Raw genomic sequence first — 19,546 nt, forward strand, 5'->3', positions numbered from 1 at the left:
ATGAAGAATAAATGATAAATTATCTTATTTCAATATTTATTTATCGAAAAACAATAAATTTTTTCTCTTATTATTGGAACTATTCTTTGTTAAATACGTCTTTGTTGTTGCTTCTCTATGAAGAAAAGAGTAGCCATGTAAGTAGCTACTCTTTGATATTAAAGATATATTTTTTGATTTAATTTTAATTGGACTTCTTGTTGGTTTATTTCTAAATTCGTCACTTTTTTCACTTTTAAATAATAAACGATATAACAACCAATGAAGAATGCTCCACCACAGTAGAGTGCTAAACGTTGAGCTGGATCAAAAGCCAAGCTTGCCATAACAATACAGTTCGCTAATAAACCTAAAATAGGGATCACTGGATACAGCGGCGCTTTGAATTTTAAATCCTCTACTTTTCCTCCTTGGCGTATATAGGAGCGTCTAAATGCAATTTGAGATGCTGTAATCGCAATCCAACCAATTTGTGCACCTAAGCCTGCTAGAGATAATAACCACACAAAGACTGTATTAGCAGCAAATACACTTGACAGTAAAGACAGACCTGCTACAGCGAGTGTGATTAGTAATGCATTCATTGGGATACCTCTTTTATTAACTTTCCCTAAAACGGGACTTGCCATCTTTTCGACAGATAGTGAAAACAGCATACGTGTTGCAGCATAAAGACCCGAGTTTGCGACAGATAATAAGGCTGTTAGGATAACAAAATTCATAATATCTGCTGCATATGGAATACCTATGCTATCTAATACGACTACAAATGGACTTTCCACCACCCCTGCTTTATCCATTGGTATCATTGCTGCAAGTACAAATACGGATAACACAAAGAAGAACAGCGTACGCCAAACAGTTTGCTTAATAGATTTAGGGATAGTCTTTTCAGGATTTTCACTCTCCCCAGCAGCAATACCAATCAATTCTGTACCCTGGAATGAAAAATTCACGGTAATCATTGTAATAAGCAGTGCTGTTACACCATTAGGAAACAATCCACCCTCATAAAAATGAGTAAGGAAAGGGGCATTTGTTCCATCTTTCATATCGATTAGCCCAAACATAGCTGCTCCACCAACCGCAAGGAACATAATAATTGCCAATATCTTAATGCTGGAGAAGACAAATTCTGCTTCACCAAATGCTTTTGCTGATAAACCATTCAATACAAAGAGTAGTGCTGCAAATATTAGGCACCACATCCATACTGGTGAATCAGGAAACCATCTTTGCATTAGTTGTCCAGCCCCTAAAAACTCAAGAGCAACAGTTACTGCCCAACCTAGCCAGTATAGCCATCCAACGGCAAAACCAGTAGCAGGACCGATAAATTTCGTTGTGTACGTTTGGAATGAACCTGATACCGGCATAGCAACAGACAATTCACCCAAACATAGCATTGTTAAATACATAACTGCTCCGCCTACTAAGTAAGCTAGGATGGCACCAGTTGGCCCAGCTTGGTTAATCGTGTAGCCTGATCCAAGAAAGAAACCAGTTCCAATACATCCGCCAAGTGAAATCATAAATAAGTGTCTTGCTTTCATACTTCTTTTTAATTCATATTGTTCTGCTGCCATAAAAAACTCCTTACATTCATTATCTGTGTAAGCACTTTCTTTTTTTCGTACAAAACAGATAACAATCTAAAATTTGAATGTTAATAGATAAACTGTTTTATATATTTTATGAACTGTCAATTTTCTGACAAAATAAAGGCTATTGAATAGCTAAATTGTATTGTAAACTTACTATAGGGAGAGCTATTTTCTTATAGTTGGTTGTCGCGACCTAATTTTTTAAGAAAAGTTCTTCCTTCTGGGATACAAAATGACTTCTATTCATGGCTTAAAGTAATGTATCGCCAAATAGTGAGCTGATTAAAGCTACCGCAGCAATAGCCGTTTTATTGTATTGATCTAATACAGGGTTTGTCTCAACAAATTCTGCTGAAGTAATAATATTTGCTTCTGACAGCATTTCCATAGCTAAATGACTTTCACGATAGCTAATACCACCTGCTACTGGCGTGCCTACACCTGGTGCATCATTTGGATCCAGTCCATCTAAATCTAATGATAGGTGAACACCGTCTGTGCGCTCCTTTAAATAGTCAATCGTTTCTGACATTACTTTCGTCATTCCTAAACGATCAATTTCATGCATCGTGTATACTTTAATACCAATTTCCTTAATAAGCTTTTTTTCTCCAGGATCTAAATCTCGAGCACCAATGATAACAACGTTTTCAGGCTTTACCTTTGGAGCATAGCCTCCGATATTTGTAAGTGCTGGATGTCCAAGGCCCAAGCTTACAGCTAAAGACATGCCATGGATATTTCCTGAAGGAGATGTTTCACCAGTATTTAAATCGCCATGGGCATCATACCAAATGACACCTAGATTCTCATAATGCTTGGAAACTCCTGCTAATGTTCCAATAGCAATACTATGGTCTCCACCTAAAACTAAAGGAAAACGGTTTAAAGAAATTTCATGGTCTACTTTTTGGCCTAGCTTCTCGTTACTTTCTGTGACAGTTTTTAAATTTTTTAAGTTTGTCTTTCCTTCTGCGTCTTTATCTTCGTGTACGAAGTCAATAGTTAAATCCCCTTCGTCGTAAATCGAATAACCAAGTCTCTCAAGTCGTTCAGTTACCCCCGCATATCTGATAGCACTTGGTCCCATGTCTACGCCTCTTCTTGTTTGACCTAAATCCATGGGCACCCCAATAATTGTCACTTCTTTATTCATGATGTTTTCTCCTCTCCAACAATTACTTTCACAGTATAAAGAAATTGCAACATTGACTCAACTCGACATTATTTTAAATTTTTATACAGTTTAAATTATTAAAAACATAGATTTATTCTTGTATAAACGATTGCATAAACGCTATTTCAATGCATAACAAAACAATTTTTTCCTTTTTAGTGCGTATTTTTGTAAAAAATTACTAAACAAAATATTAAAACTGTTCTTTTTTTATAGTTTTTTCCGAAAATTTTGACGGTAATTTTATCTATAAATGCAATATGTTAATAAATATTTTCCAAGATCATTCAATTATTCTTCTTTTTTACGGCAAAAAAAAGCCTTACTACAATAGTAATAAGGCTTTTCAATTGCCTATTTTAATAATCGCACAATACTATTCAAACAGGTTTCTTTATAAAATTTATGTTGTTCTTCTAAATCGCAGGTTAACCACTGAATTAATGAACCATCAATCATTGCCCTCATCATTTTTGCATAGGTTAAGGAATCAATGTCTGAACTAAAGACACCTTCTCTTTTTCCTAATTCAATAATTTCTTGTCCAATTCCCCAGCAATTCTCATAAAATTTTAAGTTAATTCTTTTGTACTCTTCATTGCTATTTGCCTGAGCTAAAAAGTCTAAATAAACCCTGTAAAATTTTTTATTTTCTATAGGGGATACAAATACAGCATTTAAGTAGGCATGAAGCTTGTCTATAGCTGTTTGATGCTTGCCTATTTCTTGGATTTCATAGCTGTAGATTTTGTTCGTAGTGGATTCAAGTAATTCTAATAAAATGTTTTGTTTGCTTGTAAAGTAGTAGTGAACTACCCCTTTTGAGACACTGGCATGATTGGCTATGTCTTGTAGTGTAACCTTATCATAACCTAATTGTGAAACAGCGTTAAAGGCTGCTTTCATAATCTGTTTTTTACGTTCTTCCTCTTTCTTTTTCATAGGAGCCTCCGATGACTTGATAGAAGTTATTATACATGAAGAGTAGCAACAATCCAATTTTATGTTGACCGGTCAGAATAATTTTGATACTGTTTAATGGAATAAAATTGTAGGGGGACGTTTACGATGACGGCAGAAAATTTTAGTGCGTTAGTAGTCAATAAAGATGATGCATTTACAGTGAAAGTGAACAAGTTAACTTTAGAAGATCTACCAAAGGGTGAGGTATTAATTAAAGTTAGTTATTCAGGTATTAATTATAAAGATAGTCTTGCCTCTATTCCTGATGGTAAAATCGTTACGTCTTATCCTTTTGTTCCTGGCATTGATTTAGCTGGGACTGTTGTTTCTTCTGAGGATTCTCGCTTTAAAATTGATGACGAGGTCATTGCAACTAGCTATGAAATAGGTGTTTCCCATTTTGGTGGCTTTAGTGAATATGCCCGCATCCCAGCGCAATGGATTGTACCGCTTCCAAAAGGACTTTCCCTTAAAGAGGCTATGGTAATTGGTACTGCAGGATTTACAGCTGCATTATCTGTTCAAAAGTTAGAGGAAAATGGTATTCATCCTGAAAAGGGGAAAATTCTTGTGACAGGGGCTACAGGTGGTGTAGGTAGCTTTGCCGTATCTATTCTTTCAACACTGGGTTATCAAGTTGAAGCGAGCACAGGAAAAGAATCTGAACATGAATATTTACAATCACTCGGGGCTACTACAATAGTAAATCGTGAAGAGGTTTATGATGGAAAAATTAAAGCATTAGGCAAACAAAAATGGGCTGCTGCTGTTGATTCTGTTGGTGGAGAGCCACTTGCCTCATTATTAAGCCAAATTCAATATGGTGGGGCTGTTGCATGTAGTGGTTTAACGGCAGGTACACAGCTTCCTACAAGTGTATTTCCCTTCATTTTAAGAGGCGTGAGTTTACTTGGAGTTGATTCTGTTTATTGCCCAATGGACATTCGATTAAACATTTGGCATCGACTAGCGACTGATTTCAAACCAGCAAACCTTAATGATTTTATTCAGCAAGAGGTAACACTACAACAACTTCCTGATGTTTTACCTATTTTACTGAAGGGTCAAGCAAGAGGTAGAATCCTTGTTGCATTATAAGGAGTTTAATTAAGCTTCCTTCTTTATTCTATTTCCCAGAAAATAATTCTAGTTGGCAAATAACAACATACAGCTACTACGCAAAGCGAGCGTGGTAGCTTTTTTTATTGTTGACATCTCCCTGACATAAAAGCGCTTTATAGTAGCTCATGAACAACCCACTTGTTTCCTTTAGACAAATTTAGGCAACAAAGCTTGTCTAAATTTGTACTAACAAGCATACCAATAGAGTATGTAGGCAGTATTCTGGGAATTCAATACTATAATTAATACTTTGGAGATGATCGTATGAAGCGAGCACATATTAATGAATTAGCTATTACACGGGCTTTAGCCATTCTAGCTGTTCTTCTTATTCATTCTACTAGTACACCTGTAACGACTTTATCTAGTGACTCAAAATTATATCCATTTTATGTATTTTTCAATATCTCCCCTAAATTCGCTGTCCCTGCTTTTATTTTTTTAAGTGGCTTTGTATTATTTTACAATTATATACAAAAGGATTTAACAAAGGAGCTTATCATTCATTTTTATAAAAAAAGAGTGACCCAAATACTCATTCCTTATCTCTTTTTTTCTATTTTTTATTATGCAGCGATGCAATTTTATGTGACACATGATTTAGTAGACACATGGCGTTCTCTATTTAGTATCGAATTTCTAGAAAAACTTTTATTAGGCAAAGCGTATACGCATCTATACTATATTTTTATTATTGTTCAATTCTATCTTATGTTCCCATTATTCCTATATATTTTAAAGAAAAAACCAGCACTATCTCCTTATTTAATTTGGATTGGGTTCGTTCTTCAATGGGTCTTTATTCTATTAAACGCTGAGTTATGGCAGTATCCCTATAGAGGGAGTATCGCTTTTTCCTATCTCTTTTATTTCTTAGCAGGGGCATTTTTAGGAATTTATTTTGAAAAATACAAAGGATGGCTTCAACTAAAAAAAGAAAATTTTCCTATCAAGATACTTTTTGTGTGGTGTATATGGCTAATTTCTACTATATATAATGTTTATTTATATTACTTTGTTTATACATCACAAACCTATATAGTGAACAGCACAATATTTGAGCTAGTTTTTCAGCTACAATCTTTAACAGCCTGTATTGTCTTATTACAGCTTTCTTTCTGGATCTATGATAAATGGAACCATGCTTTTGTAAATGGCTTAATCAATCTAGGAACAGTATCATTTGGCGTCTATCTATTGCATCCATTTTTCCTTTTCCTTTATAGACAATTAAGTACTGGTGGTAATAGTATAATCTATCACCTATGGAGCATTGGTGGCTTTATCTTTGCTCTATTCGTCACATGGATGGTCGTGCTATTGATGGGCAGATTCTTTAAATATCATTGGATTGCCTTTGGACCTATCCCGAGCAAATTCCCTTACAAATAGCCGTTCAATATGCACAGCCAGTCGTCGATTTGTTTCCGTCAACTGGTGTATATTTAGTTGAGAACCTGTTATTTTGTGCTTACCGTTACTGAAATACTAATGTTTCTTCTGTGGTGCATTATTAAATAAGAAGAAACAAATTAAAAAGACCCTGTGGAAATCTACCAAGGGGTTTCATAGTGTTAAAAAAGCAATCAATAAAAAGTGAAAATGAATTTCCGTTGCAGGCTACTTACTTTCCTGTGGGCGAGCGCCGAATTGCTTCCTCCGCTACCACTCCGTTTAGCGTTTTGCCTGTCTTGCTATCCCACGGGAGTCAAGTAGCCCTCCCCTCCCCCACAAAAGTGTTACCTTATTAGCAAAGGTTTTCAAATAAAGTGAAGGTTTTATGAAGAGGGGTTATCACGCATCACTTCTCTACATTGAAAATAAAAACCTATCCTTTTTCTAATCATGCAAATCATGGGCTATTTTGATCGCTCTGCTAGTATGAAAAATAAGGAAAAAACACTTTTGCAGAATGGTTGATTGGAGTGGAGCCAGCGTCACTCCTAGGGGATTTAGTGAACTGCACCCAAAATATTGGACTTAAAAAATCTAATATAGGGGGTGCAGTTAGTGATTTCTGATGAACAAAAGTTAGCCGCAGTTCTAGCTTACATTGAAGAAAAGGAAAGTACGTATCAGATTGCCAATAGATTACAGAGGGATCGACAGTACGTTCGATTATGGATTGAATTATATCGATACCATGGCATTGAAGGAATTATTCGTCCTCAAGGGTTCACGAATTACGAAGATTCTTTTAAAATAAAAGTAATTCAACACCTGATAGAGACGGGCGATTCGCTCCTTCAGACTGCTGCGAAGTTTAATATTCCTTCTCGTGAAACCATTCGGAGATGGAAAAAACAGTGGATGTCCAAGGCTGGAAAGGTGCTCTATCAAATAGAAAAGGAGCACCAATCAATGCCAAAAAAACAACCACCTTCGTCTGATTTAAATGAAAAAACAACGGAAGAGTTAAAAGCGGAAATTGAGTATTTACGGATGGAAAATGCCTATTTAAAAAAGTTGAAAGCCTTAGTTCAAGAAAAGGAAGCATTCAAACCGAAGAAAAAATGAGAGCTGTGTATGAGCTAAGGCTGGAATTTCCACTTCAAGCTCTATTAAAAGTGGCAAAAATCAAGAAAAGTACGTATTATTATCATCTTCAAAAATGGGTAAAACCAGATAAATATCAGGCGATCAAAGAACGAATCCAGACACTTTTTCATCACCATAAGGGGCGTTATGGCTATCGTCGTATTTGTCTTGCCCTCCGAAATGAAGGTTTTTTCATCAACCATAAAACGGTACAACGATTGATGCAAGAATTGGGCTTAAAAGGGACGGTACGCCCTAAAAAATACCGTTCGTATAAAGGGACAGTCGGCTATGTCGCAGAGAATGTCATCCAACGTGATTTTGAAGCCACTGCATCCAATCAGAAATGGGTAACCGATGTCACAGAGTTTAAAATAAACGGTCAAAAAATCTATGTATCGGCTGTATTAGATTTATTCAATCGAGAAATCGTTGGATATGAGGTATCAAAATCACCTAATTTTGAGTTAGTTCAACAGTCTTTTAAAAAGGCGTTTACGTATACAAAGTTATCGAAAAAGAGTGGCTTAATCATTCATTCTGATCAAGGATGGTTATATCAAATACCCCGTTTTAAAGCGTTATTGACAACGCATGAAATCAAGCAAAGTATGTCACGGAAAGGAAATTGTTTAGATAATGCCGTAATAGAAAGCTTTTTTGGTATTCTGAAATCAGAATTTCTGTACACAACTACGTTTAAAAACTATGTAGAATTTACAAAAGCATTAGCAGATTATATTTACTATTACAATCATGAGCGGATTAAAAGAAAACTCAACGGAAAAAGTCCCGTTGAGTATCGAAAAGCTTCGTAAAAAAGTTTATATTTTTGGGGTCAGATCATAGCGTCTCAGAGGAGACCCTGGAGCGAACACAGCGGCTCATCGGACGCCCCCTGGAAAGGACCGCTGGCGGAACGGAAATCAACCTCTCGCAGGTCTTTCTCTCCTATTAGCATGATCCATATTTAAACACTAAAAAAGCCCTGTGGAAATCTCCACAGGGCTTTTCAATGAACGATTTAATTATTTTGCAATAGAACCGTCTTTTACTTTGTTGTTATTAGCATCAACTAGGTTTGTTGATTTGAATTCAACTACAATGCTGTCAGTTAATGCATAGTCAGCTTTAGTTGTCGCAGTAAGTTTACCACCAGCTACTGTAATAGAAGCAAGTTCTACAGTTGATCCTGCAATTTTAACAGTAACACCTGTTGGAGCAGCTTGATCAGCAATATTTTCAGAGAAATCTACTGTAAATGTTTTGCTATCTACTGCAGTTACTTTAGTAGCAACAGGAACAATATTTTCTTTAAGTGCTACTTGAGTTGTCACTTTTCCACCTTTAAGCGTGTTACCTTTTGTATCTACTACATTGCTAGCTTCAAGTACATAATTACCATTAGCTGTGATAGAACCTTCTGGTAAAGTGAATCTTACTTTCTTAGTACCATCTACAAACTGAAGTTGCGTACCTGCAGGAAGTTCTTTTCCTCCAAGTGTGTAGTTAGCAGCATTTGTAGCTGTTGCAGTCACATCTTTAGCATACTCAACTGTGAATACGTTATTGTCAGTTACAACAACTGGAGTAGCGCCGAATACTAATGAATCTGTTGGTGTTTCAGGTGTTGCTTCAAATACGCCTGTTGTTACATTGAAAGTAACAGTATCAGCAGTTACATTGCCAGCTAAATCTGTTACTGCTTTAGCAGATAACTCGAAAGTGTATGTTGAATTGCTATCTAGATCAATGTCAACTTTTACAGTGTTTTTCTCTGCACCCTCGATTTTACCGTTACCATCTACATCGAAACCTGCATCTGCTTTTACTGCTGTTTCTTTTCCAGTAGTGTAAGCAATACCATTTTGTGTTTTAACAGTTAATTTTCCTTCTACTTTTACTGGCTCACTAAAAGTAAGGTATAATGCATCAACGTCTGTAGTAGCATTTACATCATCAGCTACTAACATTTTAGTAGCAGCAGAAACAAGTGTAGCAGGTGTTAAATCTTTTGAAAGAATAGCATTGAACTCAAATGCATCACCTGCATTACCAGCTAAATCTTTTTGTCCTTCTACTTTAATGTTTGTATTAATGAATGTAGCTGTACCTAAAGCAGATTTAGCATCAATAGTGAATACAGTTTTATCCTCTGTATCTTTAATATCAGCATCTGTTAAATAGAATACAGTTGATCCTACTGTTACTTTTGCATATTCTTTAGTCTCTGCATCTGCATTAAGATTTTGTTTCATTAATTCTTCAGAGAAATCAAACGTAATTTCTGTACCATTCACTGCTGTAGAAACAGTTGGTTTTGAATTATCAACGTCTGCTTTCAAAACTGTGAAGTTAACTGCGATAGGATTTGAGATATTATTAGCGAAGTCAGTTGCACCAACAATGTCTACTTTGTAAGATTGTTCTGCTGTTAATCCAGTAATTGTTAATTTCTTACCAGATAAAGTATAGCGCTCTTTTGATAGTTCTGTACCATTTAAGCTGATTGTTCCTTCACTTTGTACTGGCTCGTCGAAAGTGATAACAGCTTTAGTACCTTTAGCTTCTACAGAATTAACGCTTACAGGAGTCGTATCTGCAAATGTGATTAATTTGTTGAACTCTTCAGTTAGAACTTTAGCATCCGCTTTTGTTTTAATTGGTTTTACAGTTACTTTACCATTTGTTAATTTTACTTCTTTATCAGTTGTTAACGTAACTGTCATACCGTCTTCAGATACTACTGCGTTAGTGATTGCTACACCTTCAACAGCATATTTTGTTGTGATTGCTGCATCTTTTGCATCAACAGCTGTGTTGAATTTCACTTCAAGTTCTTTTGCATTAAGTCCTTTTACAGCTTCTACAGCTGGTGTTACTTCTTGAACTGCATCAATCGTACGTTTTACCATTGTAGCGAATTCTTCGCGGCTAATTTTATCTTGTGGTGCTAATAAAGAGCCTTTACCATTGATTACACCATTTTCTACAGCTGTTTCTAAGTAAGATACAGCCCATTTAGAAGCTTTAGAAGCATCTGCAAATTGGCTAAGATCTGCTTTACCTGTTAATTGGTAGCCCTGAACGATGACTTTAGCAGCTTGTTCTCTTGTTAATTGAGCTTTAGGCTCAAATTTACCATTGCCCATACCATCAAATAATTCTGGTGAAGTTGCAAGTACAGCATTATAGAACCAATCATTTTCACTAACATCAGAAAAATCTTCAGTACCAGTAGCTTTTAAATCTAATGCTTTTGATAAAATTTCAGCCGCTTCTGCACGAGTAAGTGTACCAGCTGGGTTGAAGTTTCCTTTTTCATCGCCTTGGATGTAGCCTTTATCAGTTAAAAATTGAACAGCTTCTTTTGCCCAAGATGAAATGCTAGCTGCATCTTGAAATTCCGCAGCTGATGCTACTGGTACGATTGCTGATGCTACAAGTGCTGCTGTAGCTGTAGTTGCGAAAAATTTACGACCTTTGTTTTGTTTTGTCATAGTATATTCCTCCAGAATTTTAATAAATTATATTATTCTGTGAGAACAATATTATCGCGCTATTTAATTATAAAATTATAAAAATATGTATAAATCATTCCCACAAATAATAATTCAACCAATTATATGTAAAGCAATCTTCTAAATTTTTCATGATTAAATATCCCAATCAAACTGTAATTTGCTTTACAAGACAATAATATAACTTCATTACCAATAAATAAACGCTAAAAATAAGGTAATTTTAATACTGCATTGGTTATATAGGGAATCTTTTCATAAAAAATTTCTATAATTTAGTAATACTATAACCTTTAACGGCAAAAGTAGCTGTTTTAATTATTTTTACAAATAATTCCTTTTTCAATCTAATCCGATTTCATTATTTTTTCGATATAATGATATACAGAATCATAAATTTTTATCCTCCTGAAATTACATCTACGATTCTATTATCCATTTATGCCTCGTTAGAAATATTCAATTGAGTATCGGAATGCTTTGATTGCAAATTCTTCATTTACCACATTATCCTATCTTCCAAAAAGAAATAGATTGCCTTAGCTGAATCTATTAATAAAAAGAAACGGATTGGGAAAATGCTTATTTCCCAATCCGTTTTATAATTTTGATCATCACAACAAGCAGTACTTACTTTGAAAGATCAAGACTTAATGAGATCTACTAACAACAGACCAAACCTGTTCAAACAAATGTAGATGGTCCCCCTGATTCCACCGTTCAGCAAAATAAGGATTATGGAAGTAAGTAAAAGCTACAATAACTGCCATCCCCTTATTTTCCCAACCACTAATTTCTTCAACTTTTTTAGCAAGATGCTGGAGATGATCTTTAATTAAATCTTTATTTGTTTCTATATAATTTGTATACAACAGAAACATTTTTTGATGATTTTGATACAGATTTCTTTTTGTGACGTGAAGAAGCCATAGCCAATCATGTAAAGCGATTTCCGCATCAACGCCTTTTTTAGGACTCCATTCAAACAAATCTTTAGAAGTATTATCCAACCACTTAAGGGCAAGCTTTTGGAGCAAATCATCCTTATTCTTATAGTGTTTATAAAGCGCAGCATGTGTTACGCCTAGCATCTTTGCAATATCTGATAATGTTGTTTTATTTATACCTTTGCTTAAAATAATTGCTTCAGCCGTAGAAAAAATCTTCTCTTCTGAAAGAATAGCCATTAAATATACTCCTTTCGCTTCTCATAGTTACATTTTGTTGACAATGTAACTATAACATGTGTAATATACAATAACAAAGTTACAAAATTAAAAAATTGTAACTTTTAATAACAGGTTGTGGAGGATGAATTTTATGGTGAAAGAAATGTATAAACGTGTTGCTTTGGTATTAGGCGGATCTGGAGGGATAGGACGTACTGTTGTAGCAAAATTAGCACAAGAAGGTTATGCAGTTGGCGTTCACTTTTCTTCAAGTGAATCAAAGGCTAACGAATTAGTTGAAGAAATATTAGCTGATAAAGGACATGCTATAGGTGTGGGAGGTGATGTAGCAAATGAAATAGAAATGAGTATGGCTTTTGATCAAGTAGAAAACGCTTTTGGTGGTATAGATGTCGTGATAAATACAGCAGGAATCATGTTACTTAGTCCAATTGCAGATTTGAATTTAAATGATTTAGATAAAATGCATCGCACAAACATCAGAGGTACATTTGTTATCTCACAATTAGCTGCACAACGAGTAAGGAGAGGTGGCTCCATAATTAATTTCTCTACCTCTGTTACTCGTAGCCAATTTCCAAACTATGGTGCTTATGTAGCAAGTAAAGCAGCTGTTGAATCTATTTCAATGATTCTAGCTCGTGAATTAAGAGGAAAAGATATAACTGTTAATGCAATAGCTCCTGGACCAACGGCAACACCTTTGTTCTTCAATGGAAAAGATGAAAAACAGATTCATAATTTAGCAAATGCTGTACCATTAGAAAGACTAGGAGAACCTAGGGATATTTCAGAAGTTGTTTCTTTTTTAGCAGGACCAGCACGTTGGGTAAATGGACAAGTAATCTTCGTAAATGGTGGTTTAGCTTAATAACGAACTGTTCCCAAGGTAAATACCCCTTTAGATTAATCTAAAGGGGTAAGATAAAAAATCATCTATCTCTTTTTGTTATTCTGGTAATGCCTACATGAACTTAGGCTCCACAAGCATAATATGGCATACCTTTTCAGCAAAGGGCATGTGTTCCGCTCCTCCAGGAACAATAAACATCTCACCTTTGGATATTTTCACCTGACCATCCCGAAAAGCAATAAACATCTCCCCTTCGAGCACAATAAATACCTTATCAGCCCCTTGATGTTCATGCCATATAAAATCCCCAGCAATCTTCACCACTTTGAATTGAAAATCGTGTATTTCACCAATAATTTTCGGTGACCAAAGCTCCTTTAATTCGGATAATTTCTCATTTATATGGATAACTTGATCTTGCATATTCATCTCTCCTTATTTACTTTTGGAAAAGGTTTTTCCTATTATTCGTCCTTTTGTAAGGCTTCTGTTATATTTTGCAAAGCGTACTCGATAGCTAATGGACCTCCTGTAATAGCGGAAGTATCCATTAAATGAATATTACCTTTTTTTACGGCATTCATATTATTCCAGACATTGCTTTGATTTAACTCACTCATTAATGCTTCCTTTTTTGTAATATCACCGATAAGGAAAATATGGTCTGCTTGAATAGTTGAGATGCCTTCAAATGCAGCGAATTGATTATTATTCCCTTTAAATGTATGATCTGGTGTTAGACCCAAGCCCTTTTCTTTATCGAAAGCAAGTGTATAAACAGGGTTATCTTCACCAAGAACATTAAACGTTTTTCCGTCCCAAGACAAAATAAGCGCTACAGACTCTCCTTGAATTGACTTTAATGCTTCACGTCCTGTTGAGATATCTTTCATCATTTTATCAATTACTTTTTCCGCCTCATCGTCTTTTCCGATAATCTTGGCTACTGTGCGAAGTCCATATTGCCAGTCTTCGTAGATGTCCTGTGATTGCAACGTAATGACTGGGGCGATTTTTTCTAGGGATTCATACAATTTTTCATGATGTTCTGTTGCTAAAATATAATCAGGACCAATCGATAGCGTTTTTTCAATACTAGGAGACAATTTATCGCCTAATTCCTCTGTTGAATCTAGCTTACCGTTTAAATAAGACAAAGTGGATAAATATTCTTTATCAGTAGAAGCTGCAGGTGGCTCACCTAATGCAACTAAAATTTCAGGGTAAAAATACCATAATGAAACAATTTTTTCTGGTTCTTTCTCGATGACAAATTCCTTACCTAGGGCATCTTTAATTGTTCTAGGCCAAGCAGTTTCTTCTACATTAGCTGCTGATGAAGATATGTCTTCTGTAGTTAACCCCTTATTTTCAGCAGGCGATTTATGACAACCTCCCAATATACCTGCTAGTAGTAGCATTAAAAATAGCAGTCCTTTAATCTTTTGCATTGAAATTCCTCCAACATAATATCTCTGATATACACTTAGTATAGTAAAGTCATGTTTGGCGGAGAATGGATGCTTGGTGAACTTAGCATGGATTATTGATGAACTTATCTCGATATTCAGTAGGAGAGATACCAAATTGCTTCTTGAATACTCTACTAAAATAAAAGGGGTCAGTAATTCCCACCGTTTCTGCAATTTGTTGTACAGGCACTTCACTTGTAAATAGCATTTTTTGAGCCATGTTTATACGATAGTTTAATAAATATTCTGCTGGACCCATCCCTGCATGCTTTCTAAATATATAGGATAGTCGATTTCGATTAACGTTATATTGTTCGGCAAGAGAGGTAATGGAAAGGCTTTGATAATAGTTTTCATGAATATAAGTAGTTATTCGTTCGAATAGAGTGTGAGACGCACAGCTATTTTGTCGATTAGCTACACATAATAATGCTTCATTCAGTACATCACGAAATAGCATTTCTGTCTGAAACATTGATATACCTCCACGCTGATTATATACATGCCATAGACGCATAATTAACTCGATTAGACGAGGAGATTGTCCTATCGGTAATTCAAAATGCTGATGTGAAAAGCTTGTCTCTGCTAAATTCTCCGTACATATCCTGTACAAAACCAGAATATATTCCCAATTTGCATCATCAAAATTTTTTTGATTTAGTTTCATCTTCGCTCCCCCGTGTACAACTTTTCCTGGAGAAAAGATGTAAGGGGTGCCATTAAATTGAAATTCTATTTTTCCAGAAAGGGGAAAAACAAATCCTGGAAAAGAATCTGTATAATCCGCGGAAGGTACACCTGTATTTCTAGAATATCGATAGATTCCTTTTACTTGGAAAGGAGTGTTTGCTAAATGCTCTGCAAGCTGATTTACGTCGATTTTCATACTTATATACCTCATTTCAATAGTAATTTGTTTGGAAAACCAATATTTGTCATACAGCAAACTGCACGTACCACAATAAGTTACTGCTTTTTCAAGGTGTAGTCCTCGGTAGTTGGGTTGAATTATAGTTTTCATCTTATTCATTACCAAAAATATAAAAAGGTAGGGATGACGGCTCTCGCCTATCCCTACCTTATCGATAACGATTATCATTGTCAATTAAGTTGAAGCCTCCCTCTTATACCCAAAGATCCATCAACCTCACTCATTTCATTTCTCTATCTTTTATCCTCTTCCTAAAAGCAATTTCTTGCAAATCATCTCCTATTTCTTGTGAAAAAGATTTTATTTGGAAGGCTTCTGAAAGCCTTTGATTCTCAGATAAAGCTACTACTTGTAACAATTTTTCTTCATAAGTTTGTACAAAATGATCAAGCGTCGGACTGGTTACTTTCAGGACTTTCGCAATAGGGAGACTTGAAACTATACCTTTGCTCAACATTATAGATTGAAGTATCAATTTTGTAATCAACACTTCGATGAACGTCGAAATGTTTATATTTTACAATGAGTCTGACAGTGAAAACATTTATGGGAGGAACTAAAAATGAAAATAATGCAACAAATGCCAAATACCAAAATAATAAATCCTAAAATTTTATATTATGGATTTCCTGTAATTTTACTAAGTACGTTAAATGAGGATGGAACAGTAAATATTAGCCCTTTATCTTCTTCTTGGGTATTAGGAGATTGCATTATCTTAGGGATTGGTCTTGGAGGAAAGGCAATTGAAAACTTAGAACATCATCCTGAATGTGTCATAAATATCCCAGACCCCTCTCTCTGGGAAAACGTGGAACAGTTAGCTCCTTACACAGGAAAAAATCCAGTTCCAGATTTTAAGAAACAGATCGGTTTTACATTTAGAAAAGAGAAATGTGATATTAGTTGCTTAACACCTATTGGGTCTACAACGGTTATTCCTACTCGAATTATGGAGTGTCCTATTCAAATCGAAGCAAAGGTAAAACATATACGTATTCCAGATTATTCTCCTAATTTTGCTATCGTTGAGACCCAAACGACACAAGTACATGCCCACGAAGAAATAATTATTGACGAAAATCATATTGATCCAAATAAATGGAGTCCACTAATTTATAATTTTCGTCATTATTTTGGTTTGGGTAGCAACCTTGGAAATAACTTCCGCTCTGAGATCTAAACATTGGGATTAAAACATATGGTTCACAAAAAAAGACCAGGTTCTCATTTGAGCGCCTGGTTATTTGTTAATAATTAGGTCTATAATAATATGCTTGCTGCTCATACGCACTAAATACTTCACTATTAAGCAATACAATAATTAAATCTGTTTTTTTCCATTTAGAAATGAAAAATCTTTCTTAGAACATTCACTTTATCTCTTTCATAAATTCTCTAAAGTCTTCAACGATTTCTTTTGCTTTTGTACGATATAAGAAATGATCCCCTTCAAATGTCATCACTTTCCCATGGACAGAATTAGCTATTTGTTTTTTATGCTCTGGTATCCATCTGTCCGTTACTGGATGCTTCTCTTGTAAAAACAAAATAACTGGAAGATTTTTAGGGAATATTAAACTTTCAGCCGCTTTAAAGTTAGCATACATCATTTCAGCTTCATTTAACTGGCTGAGATTATACATATTTTTGTGCTTAAGAATTTTCAGTTGTTCTTTTGTTTTCTCATCATAGGGTAGTTCGACATATGGGTCATCACTAAGCTTCACCTGCAATCTAGCTAAACCTGATTTTTTTAGTAGTTTTAAAGTAGTTATTACTGAAGGTTCAATCTTACTTTCACTTATTGTCGGAACACTACTTTCCAGCCCGACAAATGCACTTACTTCTTTTGGATATTTGTTCACATAATCCAATCCGTAAAGGCCAGAAATGGAGTGACCCATTAGAATATAACGCTCAATTTGAAGACGCTGTAATGCTTCATGGATTTCACTAACAATATTCTCAGTGCTTCTTTCTTTTTCCGTAAGAGCACTTAATCCATAACCAAAAGGCTCAATGACCACAACCTTGTAAAATGGAGATAATTCATCTACTAGTAGTTGAAAATCAAGTGCTGGTGCTGCTGTTCCATAACCAGGTAAGAGTACGACGGTTTCTTCTCCTTCTCCCTGGATAAAGACATTCATTTTTTTCCCATCTACGGTGACAGACTGACCATAAGTTTCTAGTTTTCCTTGCTCCATTTTGCTACAAACAATATCAACAAGGAAAACAACCGCTAATAAAAGTAATATGGCTATAATTAAACCTACTACTATTCTACTTATAAAGGTTATCGTTTTTTTCATTATTTTGGCACGAGGGTATAGAACAGCAAGCGATAACTGTGTTTTCCTTTCTTCTCGTGCCACACCTCCCTTTCATACTCTTCTCCCTATCAATCTATCTCGGCTACTTTCATAAACCGCTAAGGATAGCTTATACAATGAAGGTGTACTGCCTATGACAACAATATGAACAGCGTATGAACAAAAAAATAGTACGTCATTAAATAAATACAGAAAGGACCTAATGATTCTTTTGCTATGACATTGCTTAATTGACATGAAAAAAAGGATCTTCAAATCGAAGATCCTTTTGCTACTTTGTCAGATTTTCTGTATTTAGCTTTTACATTTTTTAATAATCCATCTTTATCAAGCAAAGTTGGTAAACTGATACCGATAACGATTATGACAATACCTGCTATCTGCAAAGTTGTAACCGTTTCGCTTAAGAGGATAACTGATACCATCACCGCGATTGGCAATTCAACAGCACTCAATATGGATGACATACCTAATCCCACTTTAGGCACTGCAATTGTGAATAAGAAAACTGGTATAATCATGCCAAATAACCCCAATGCTAAACCATAAATCCACAGTCCTTCGTTAAACAAAGTGCCATTCCAAATAATTTCTGGAGACTGAAAAGCCGCAGTCGTCATGAAAGCGAAGAAAGAAACCAATACTAAGCGATTAGAGGTTGTCATACTTGCGGTTGTCTTTCCGTTTACATATAAAAATAAGGAGTAACAAAGAGCAGCTGCTAAACCCCATAACCACCCTTGAAAAGGTATTTGAGACAAATCAACATCAATTATACCTGCAGCTGGTATGGTTCCAGCTACTAATATAATTAAAGAGATGAATTCTATTCTACTTGGAAATTGCCGTTTTGTGATACAAGAAATCAGCATACCAATCCATGTAAATTGGAACAGTAATACTACTGCCAAGGAAGCAGGCAAAAAGTTTAAAGAATGACCATATAAAATATTTGTTAACCCTGTTAACATGCCTGCAAACAGAAGGATTTTAACGCCTTTAAAGCTAAAATTTGATCTATTTGTAACTAAGGAAATACATACTGCTATACAAAAGCCGATAAAAAACTGACTTGTAACTGCCTCAGATACAGAAAAGCCACTACGCATTGCCAGTTTTATAATAGTTGAAACGATACCAAAACTACTAGCTGCAATCACTACTAATAGGGGATAAAGATACATCTTGATTATTCACTTCCCTCTCAAAACTTGTCTATTGATGAAATTTTGTTTATGATTTTGAGATGTCGAAAAAAATCATAATCTCCAATATATATCACAGATTGTTATTTTACAATCTTTTTTTCGTTAATAATGTATCCTCTCGTAGAGGAAAACCTAATTTTTAAAAATGATAAAAAAGCCAAAACCCACATGTATCAAGGGTTTGGCTTTTATCTTTGTATTTCATTAATAAAGAATGTTAAATTGAATGTTTTTTCTCAATTTCCTTCAGCATAAATCTTATACTGTAATAATCCAATCAAAAAAAACACCCCCCTCTATAAAGAACATAGAAGTGAGATGTTTTTAATGTTCACTAATAGTATTAGAACGGCCGCAAACGTTTAACGTGACTCTTTTGGCGGTTGGCATACATCACATTTTCGTTGGTTTTTATTTTTAAATTTCGTAAATGTTTTTTCAAAGTTAGTACCACATGCACATTTAAATAGTAGCTTTTGAGAAAAACCATGGTATTCAGTCGTTAGCAACTTACTTTCTGAATTGTTCTCAACAAATTTCTGAATTTCACCAATCGTCCAACGTTTATTCATTTCCTTACACCTCCATATTTAATCGTTCCGCGGAGGCTTTTCTTGGCATCCGTTAA

Annotated in this window: 18 protein-coding genes; 6 read left to right on the forward strand and 12 right to left on the reverse strand. The window is 35.0% G+C overall.

Annotated elements, in window-relative coordinates; all coding sequences use genetic code 11:
• Nucleotides 1-158: 158 nt before the first annotated feature.
• The 3 genes from ACHZEU_RS06950 to ACHZEU_RS06960 all read right to left on the reverse strand — a co-directional run bounded on the left by ACHZEU_RS06950 (nt 159) and on the right by ACHZEU_RS06960 (nt 3,723).
• A complete protein-coding gene (locus tag ACHZEU_RS06950; protein WP_004232450.1) occupies nt 159-1,586 on the reverse strand; it encodes an amino acid permease in 1,428 nt (475 codons plus the stop codon).
• A gap of 268 nt (nt 1,587-1,854) precedes the next feature.
• Entirely contained in the window at nt 1,855-2,760 is a 906-nt protein-coding gene (gene rocF / locus ACHZEU_RS06955; protein ID WP_048389666.1) for an arginase, read from the reverse strand.
• Nucleotides 2,761-3,135: 375 nt separating this feature from the next.
• Entirely contained in the window at nt 3,136-3,723 is a 588-nt protein-coding gene (locus tag ACHZEU_RS06960; protein ID WP_054550665.1) for a TetR/AcrR family transcriptional regulator, read from the reverse strand.
• A 126-nt stretch (nt 3,724-3,849) separates the two neighbouring features.
• Here ACHZEU_RS06960 and ACHZEU_RS06965 point away from each other — a divergent pair, with 126 nt between their 5' ends.
• The 4 genes from ACHZEU_RS06965 to ACHZEU_RS06980 all read left to right on the forward strand — a co-directional run bounded on the left by ACHZEU_RS06965 (nt 3,850) and on the right by ACHZEU_RS06980 (nt 8,222).
• Nucleotides 3,850-4,842, forward strand: coding sequence for an acryloyl-CoA reductase (locus ACHZEU_RS06965; RefSeq protein WP_279494374.1), 993 nt, complete (start codon nt 3,850-3,852; stop codon nt 4,840-4,842).
• A gap of 288 nt (nt 4,843-5,130) precedes the next feature.
• Nucleotides 5,131-6,258 carry an acyltransferase gene (locus ACHZEU_RS06970; RefSeq protein WP_259949968.1) on the forward strand — a complete coding sequence of 376 codons (1,128 nt, stop codon included), beginning with the start codon at nt 5,131-5,133 and terminating at the stop codon, nt 6,256-6,258.
• A gap of 618 nt (nt 6,259-6,876) precedes the next feature.
• Nucleotides 6,877-7,383 (forward strand): helix-turn-helix domain-containing protein, encoded by a 507-nt coding sequence (locus ACHZEU_RS06975; protein WP_066038258.1) that lies wholly within the window; start codon nt 6,877-6,879, stop codon nt 7,381-7,383.
• Complete coding sequence (locus ACHZEU_RS06980) at nt 7,380-8,222, forward strand: IS3 family transposase (protein WP_066038259.1); 843 nt, start codon at nt 7,380-7,382, stop codon at nt 8,220-8,222. Before ACHZEU_RS06975 ends, ACHZEU_RS06980 begins: the two co-directional genes overlap by 4 nt.
• 210 nt (nt 8,223-8,432) lie before the next feature.
• Here the strand turns inward: ACHZEU_RS06980 and ACHZEU_RS06985 are convergent, their stop codons facing one another.
• Both ACHZEU_RS06985 and ACHZEU_RS06990 read right to left on the reverse strand, forming a co-directional pair.
• Nucleotides 8,433-10,904 carry an S-layer homology domain-containing protein gene (locus ACHZEU_RS06985; RefSeq protein WP_279494373.1) on the reverse strand — a complete coding sequence of 824 codons (2,472 nt, stop codon included), beginning with the start codon at nt 10,902-10,904 and terminating at the stop codon, nt 8,433-8,435.
• Nucleotides 10,905-11,575: 671 nt separating this feature from the next.
• The gene (locus ACHZEU_RS06990) at nt 11,576-12,112 is read right to left on the reverse strand and encodes a TetR/AcrR family transcriptional regulator (protein WP_048391146.1); all 537 of its coding nucleotides are present in this window, start codon (nt 12,110-12,112) and stop codon (nt 11,576-11,578) included.
• Nucleotides 12,113-12,245: 133 nt separating this feature from the next.
• Here ACHZEU_RS06990 and ACHZEU_RS06995 point away from each other — a divergent pair, with 133 nt between their 5' ends.
• Nucleotides 12,246-12,986: an SDR family oxidoreductase gene (locus ACHZEU_RS06995; RefSeq protein ID WP_254659983.1), complete on the forward strand. Its 741-nt coding sequence runs from the start codon at nt 12,246-12,248 to the stop codon at nt 12,984-12,986.
• 93 nt (nt 12,987-13,079) lie between these two features.
• Here ACHZEU_RS06995 and ACHZEU_RS07000 read toward each other — a convergent pair whose 3' ends face one another.
• The 4 genes from ACHZEU_RS07000 to ACHZEU_RS07015 all read right to left on the reverse strand — a co-directional run bounded on the left by ACHZEU_RS07000 (nt 13,080) and on the right by ACHZEU_RS07015 (nt 15,864).
• Nucleotides 13,080-13,391 carry a cupin domain-containing protein gene (locus ACHZEU_RS07000; RefSeq protein WP_279494372.1) on the reverse strand — a complete coding sequence of 104 codons (312 nt, stop codon included), beginning with the start codon at nt 13,389-13,391 and terminating at the stop codon, nt 13,080-13,082.
• A 41-nt stretch (nt 13,392-13,432) separates the two neighbouring features.
• Nucleotides 13,433-14,419, reverse strand: coding sequence for an ABC transporter substrate-binding protein (locus ACHZEU_RS07005; protein ID WP_279494371.1), 987 nt, complete (start codon nt 14,417-14,419; stop codon nt 13,433-13,435).
• A gap of 82 nt (nt 14,420-14,501) precedes the next feature.
• A complete protein-coding gene (locus ACHZEU_RS07010; protein ID WP_279494370.1) occupies nt 14,502-15,329 on the reverse strand; it encodes an AraC family transcriptional regulator in 828 nt (275 codons plus the stop codon).
• Between the two features lie 265 nt (nt 15,330-15,594).
• On the reverse strand, nt 15,595-15,864 hold the full coding sequence (locus ACHZEU_RS07015; protein ID WP_305210566.1) for an opine metallophore biosynthesis dehydrogenase: 270 nt from the start codon (nt 15,862-15,864) through the stop codon (nt 15,595-15,597).
• A 72-nt stretch (nt 15,865-15,936) separates the two neighbouring features.
• Here ACHZEU_RS07015 and ACHZEU_RS07020 point away from each other — a divergent pair, with 72 nt between their 5' ends.
• Nucleotides 15,937-16,557: a flavin reductase family protein gene (locus ACHZEU_RS07020; protein ID WP_269898837.1), complete on the forward strand. Its 621-nt coding sequence runs from the start codon at nt 15,937-15,939 to the stop codon at nt 16,555-16,557.
• 190 nt (nt 16,558-16,747) lie between these two features.
• On the opposite strand, the gene ACHZEU_RS07025 is transcribed toward ACHZEU_RS07020, so the two are convergent.
• The 3 genes from ACHZEU_RS07025 to ACHZEU_RS07035 all read right to left on the reverse strand — a co-directional run bounded on the left by ACHZEU_RS07025 (nt 16,748) and on the right by ACHZEU_RS07035 (nt 19,490).
• Entirely contained in the window at nt 16,748-17,689 is a 942-nt protein-coding gene (locus ACHZEU_RS07025; RefSeq protein ID WP_404804580.1) for an alpha/beta fold hydrolase, read from the reverse strand.
• 272 nt (nt 17,690-17,961) lie between these two features.
• Complete coding sequence (locus tag ACHZEU_RS07030; protein WP_054550654.1) at nt 17,962-18,894, reverse strand: EamA family transporter; 933 nt, start codon at nt 18,892-18,894, stop codon at nt 17,962-17,964.
• 386 nt (nt 18,895-19,280) lie between these two features.
• A complete protein-coding gene (locus tag ACHZEU_RS07035; RefSeq protein ID WP_048391161.1) occupies nt 19,281-19,490 on the reverse strand; it encodes a hypothetical protein in 210 nt (69 codons plus the stop codon).
• Nucleotides 19,491-19,546: the final 56 nt, after the last annotated feature.

This window comes from Lysinibacillus sp. S1 (genome assembly GCF_044986265.1).
GTDB classification, from domain to species: domain Bacteria; phylum Bacillota; class Bacilli; order Bacillales_A; family Planococcaceae; genus Lysinibacillus; species Lysinibacillus capsici.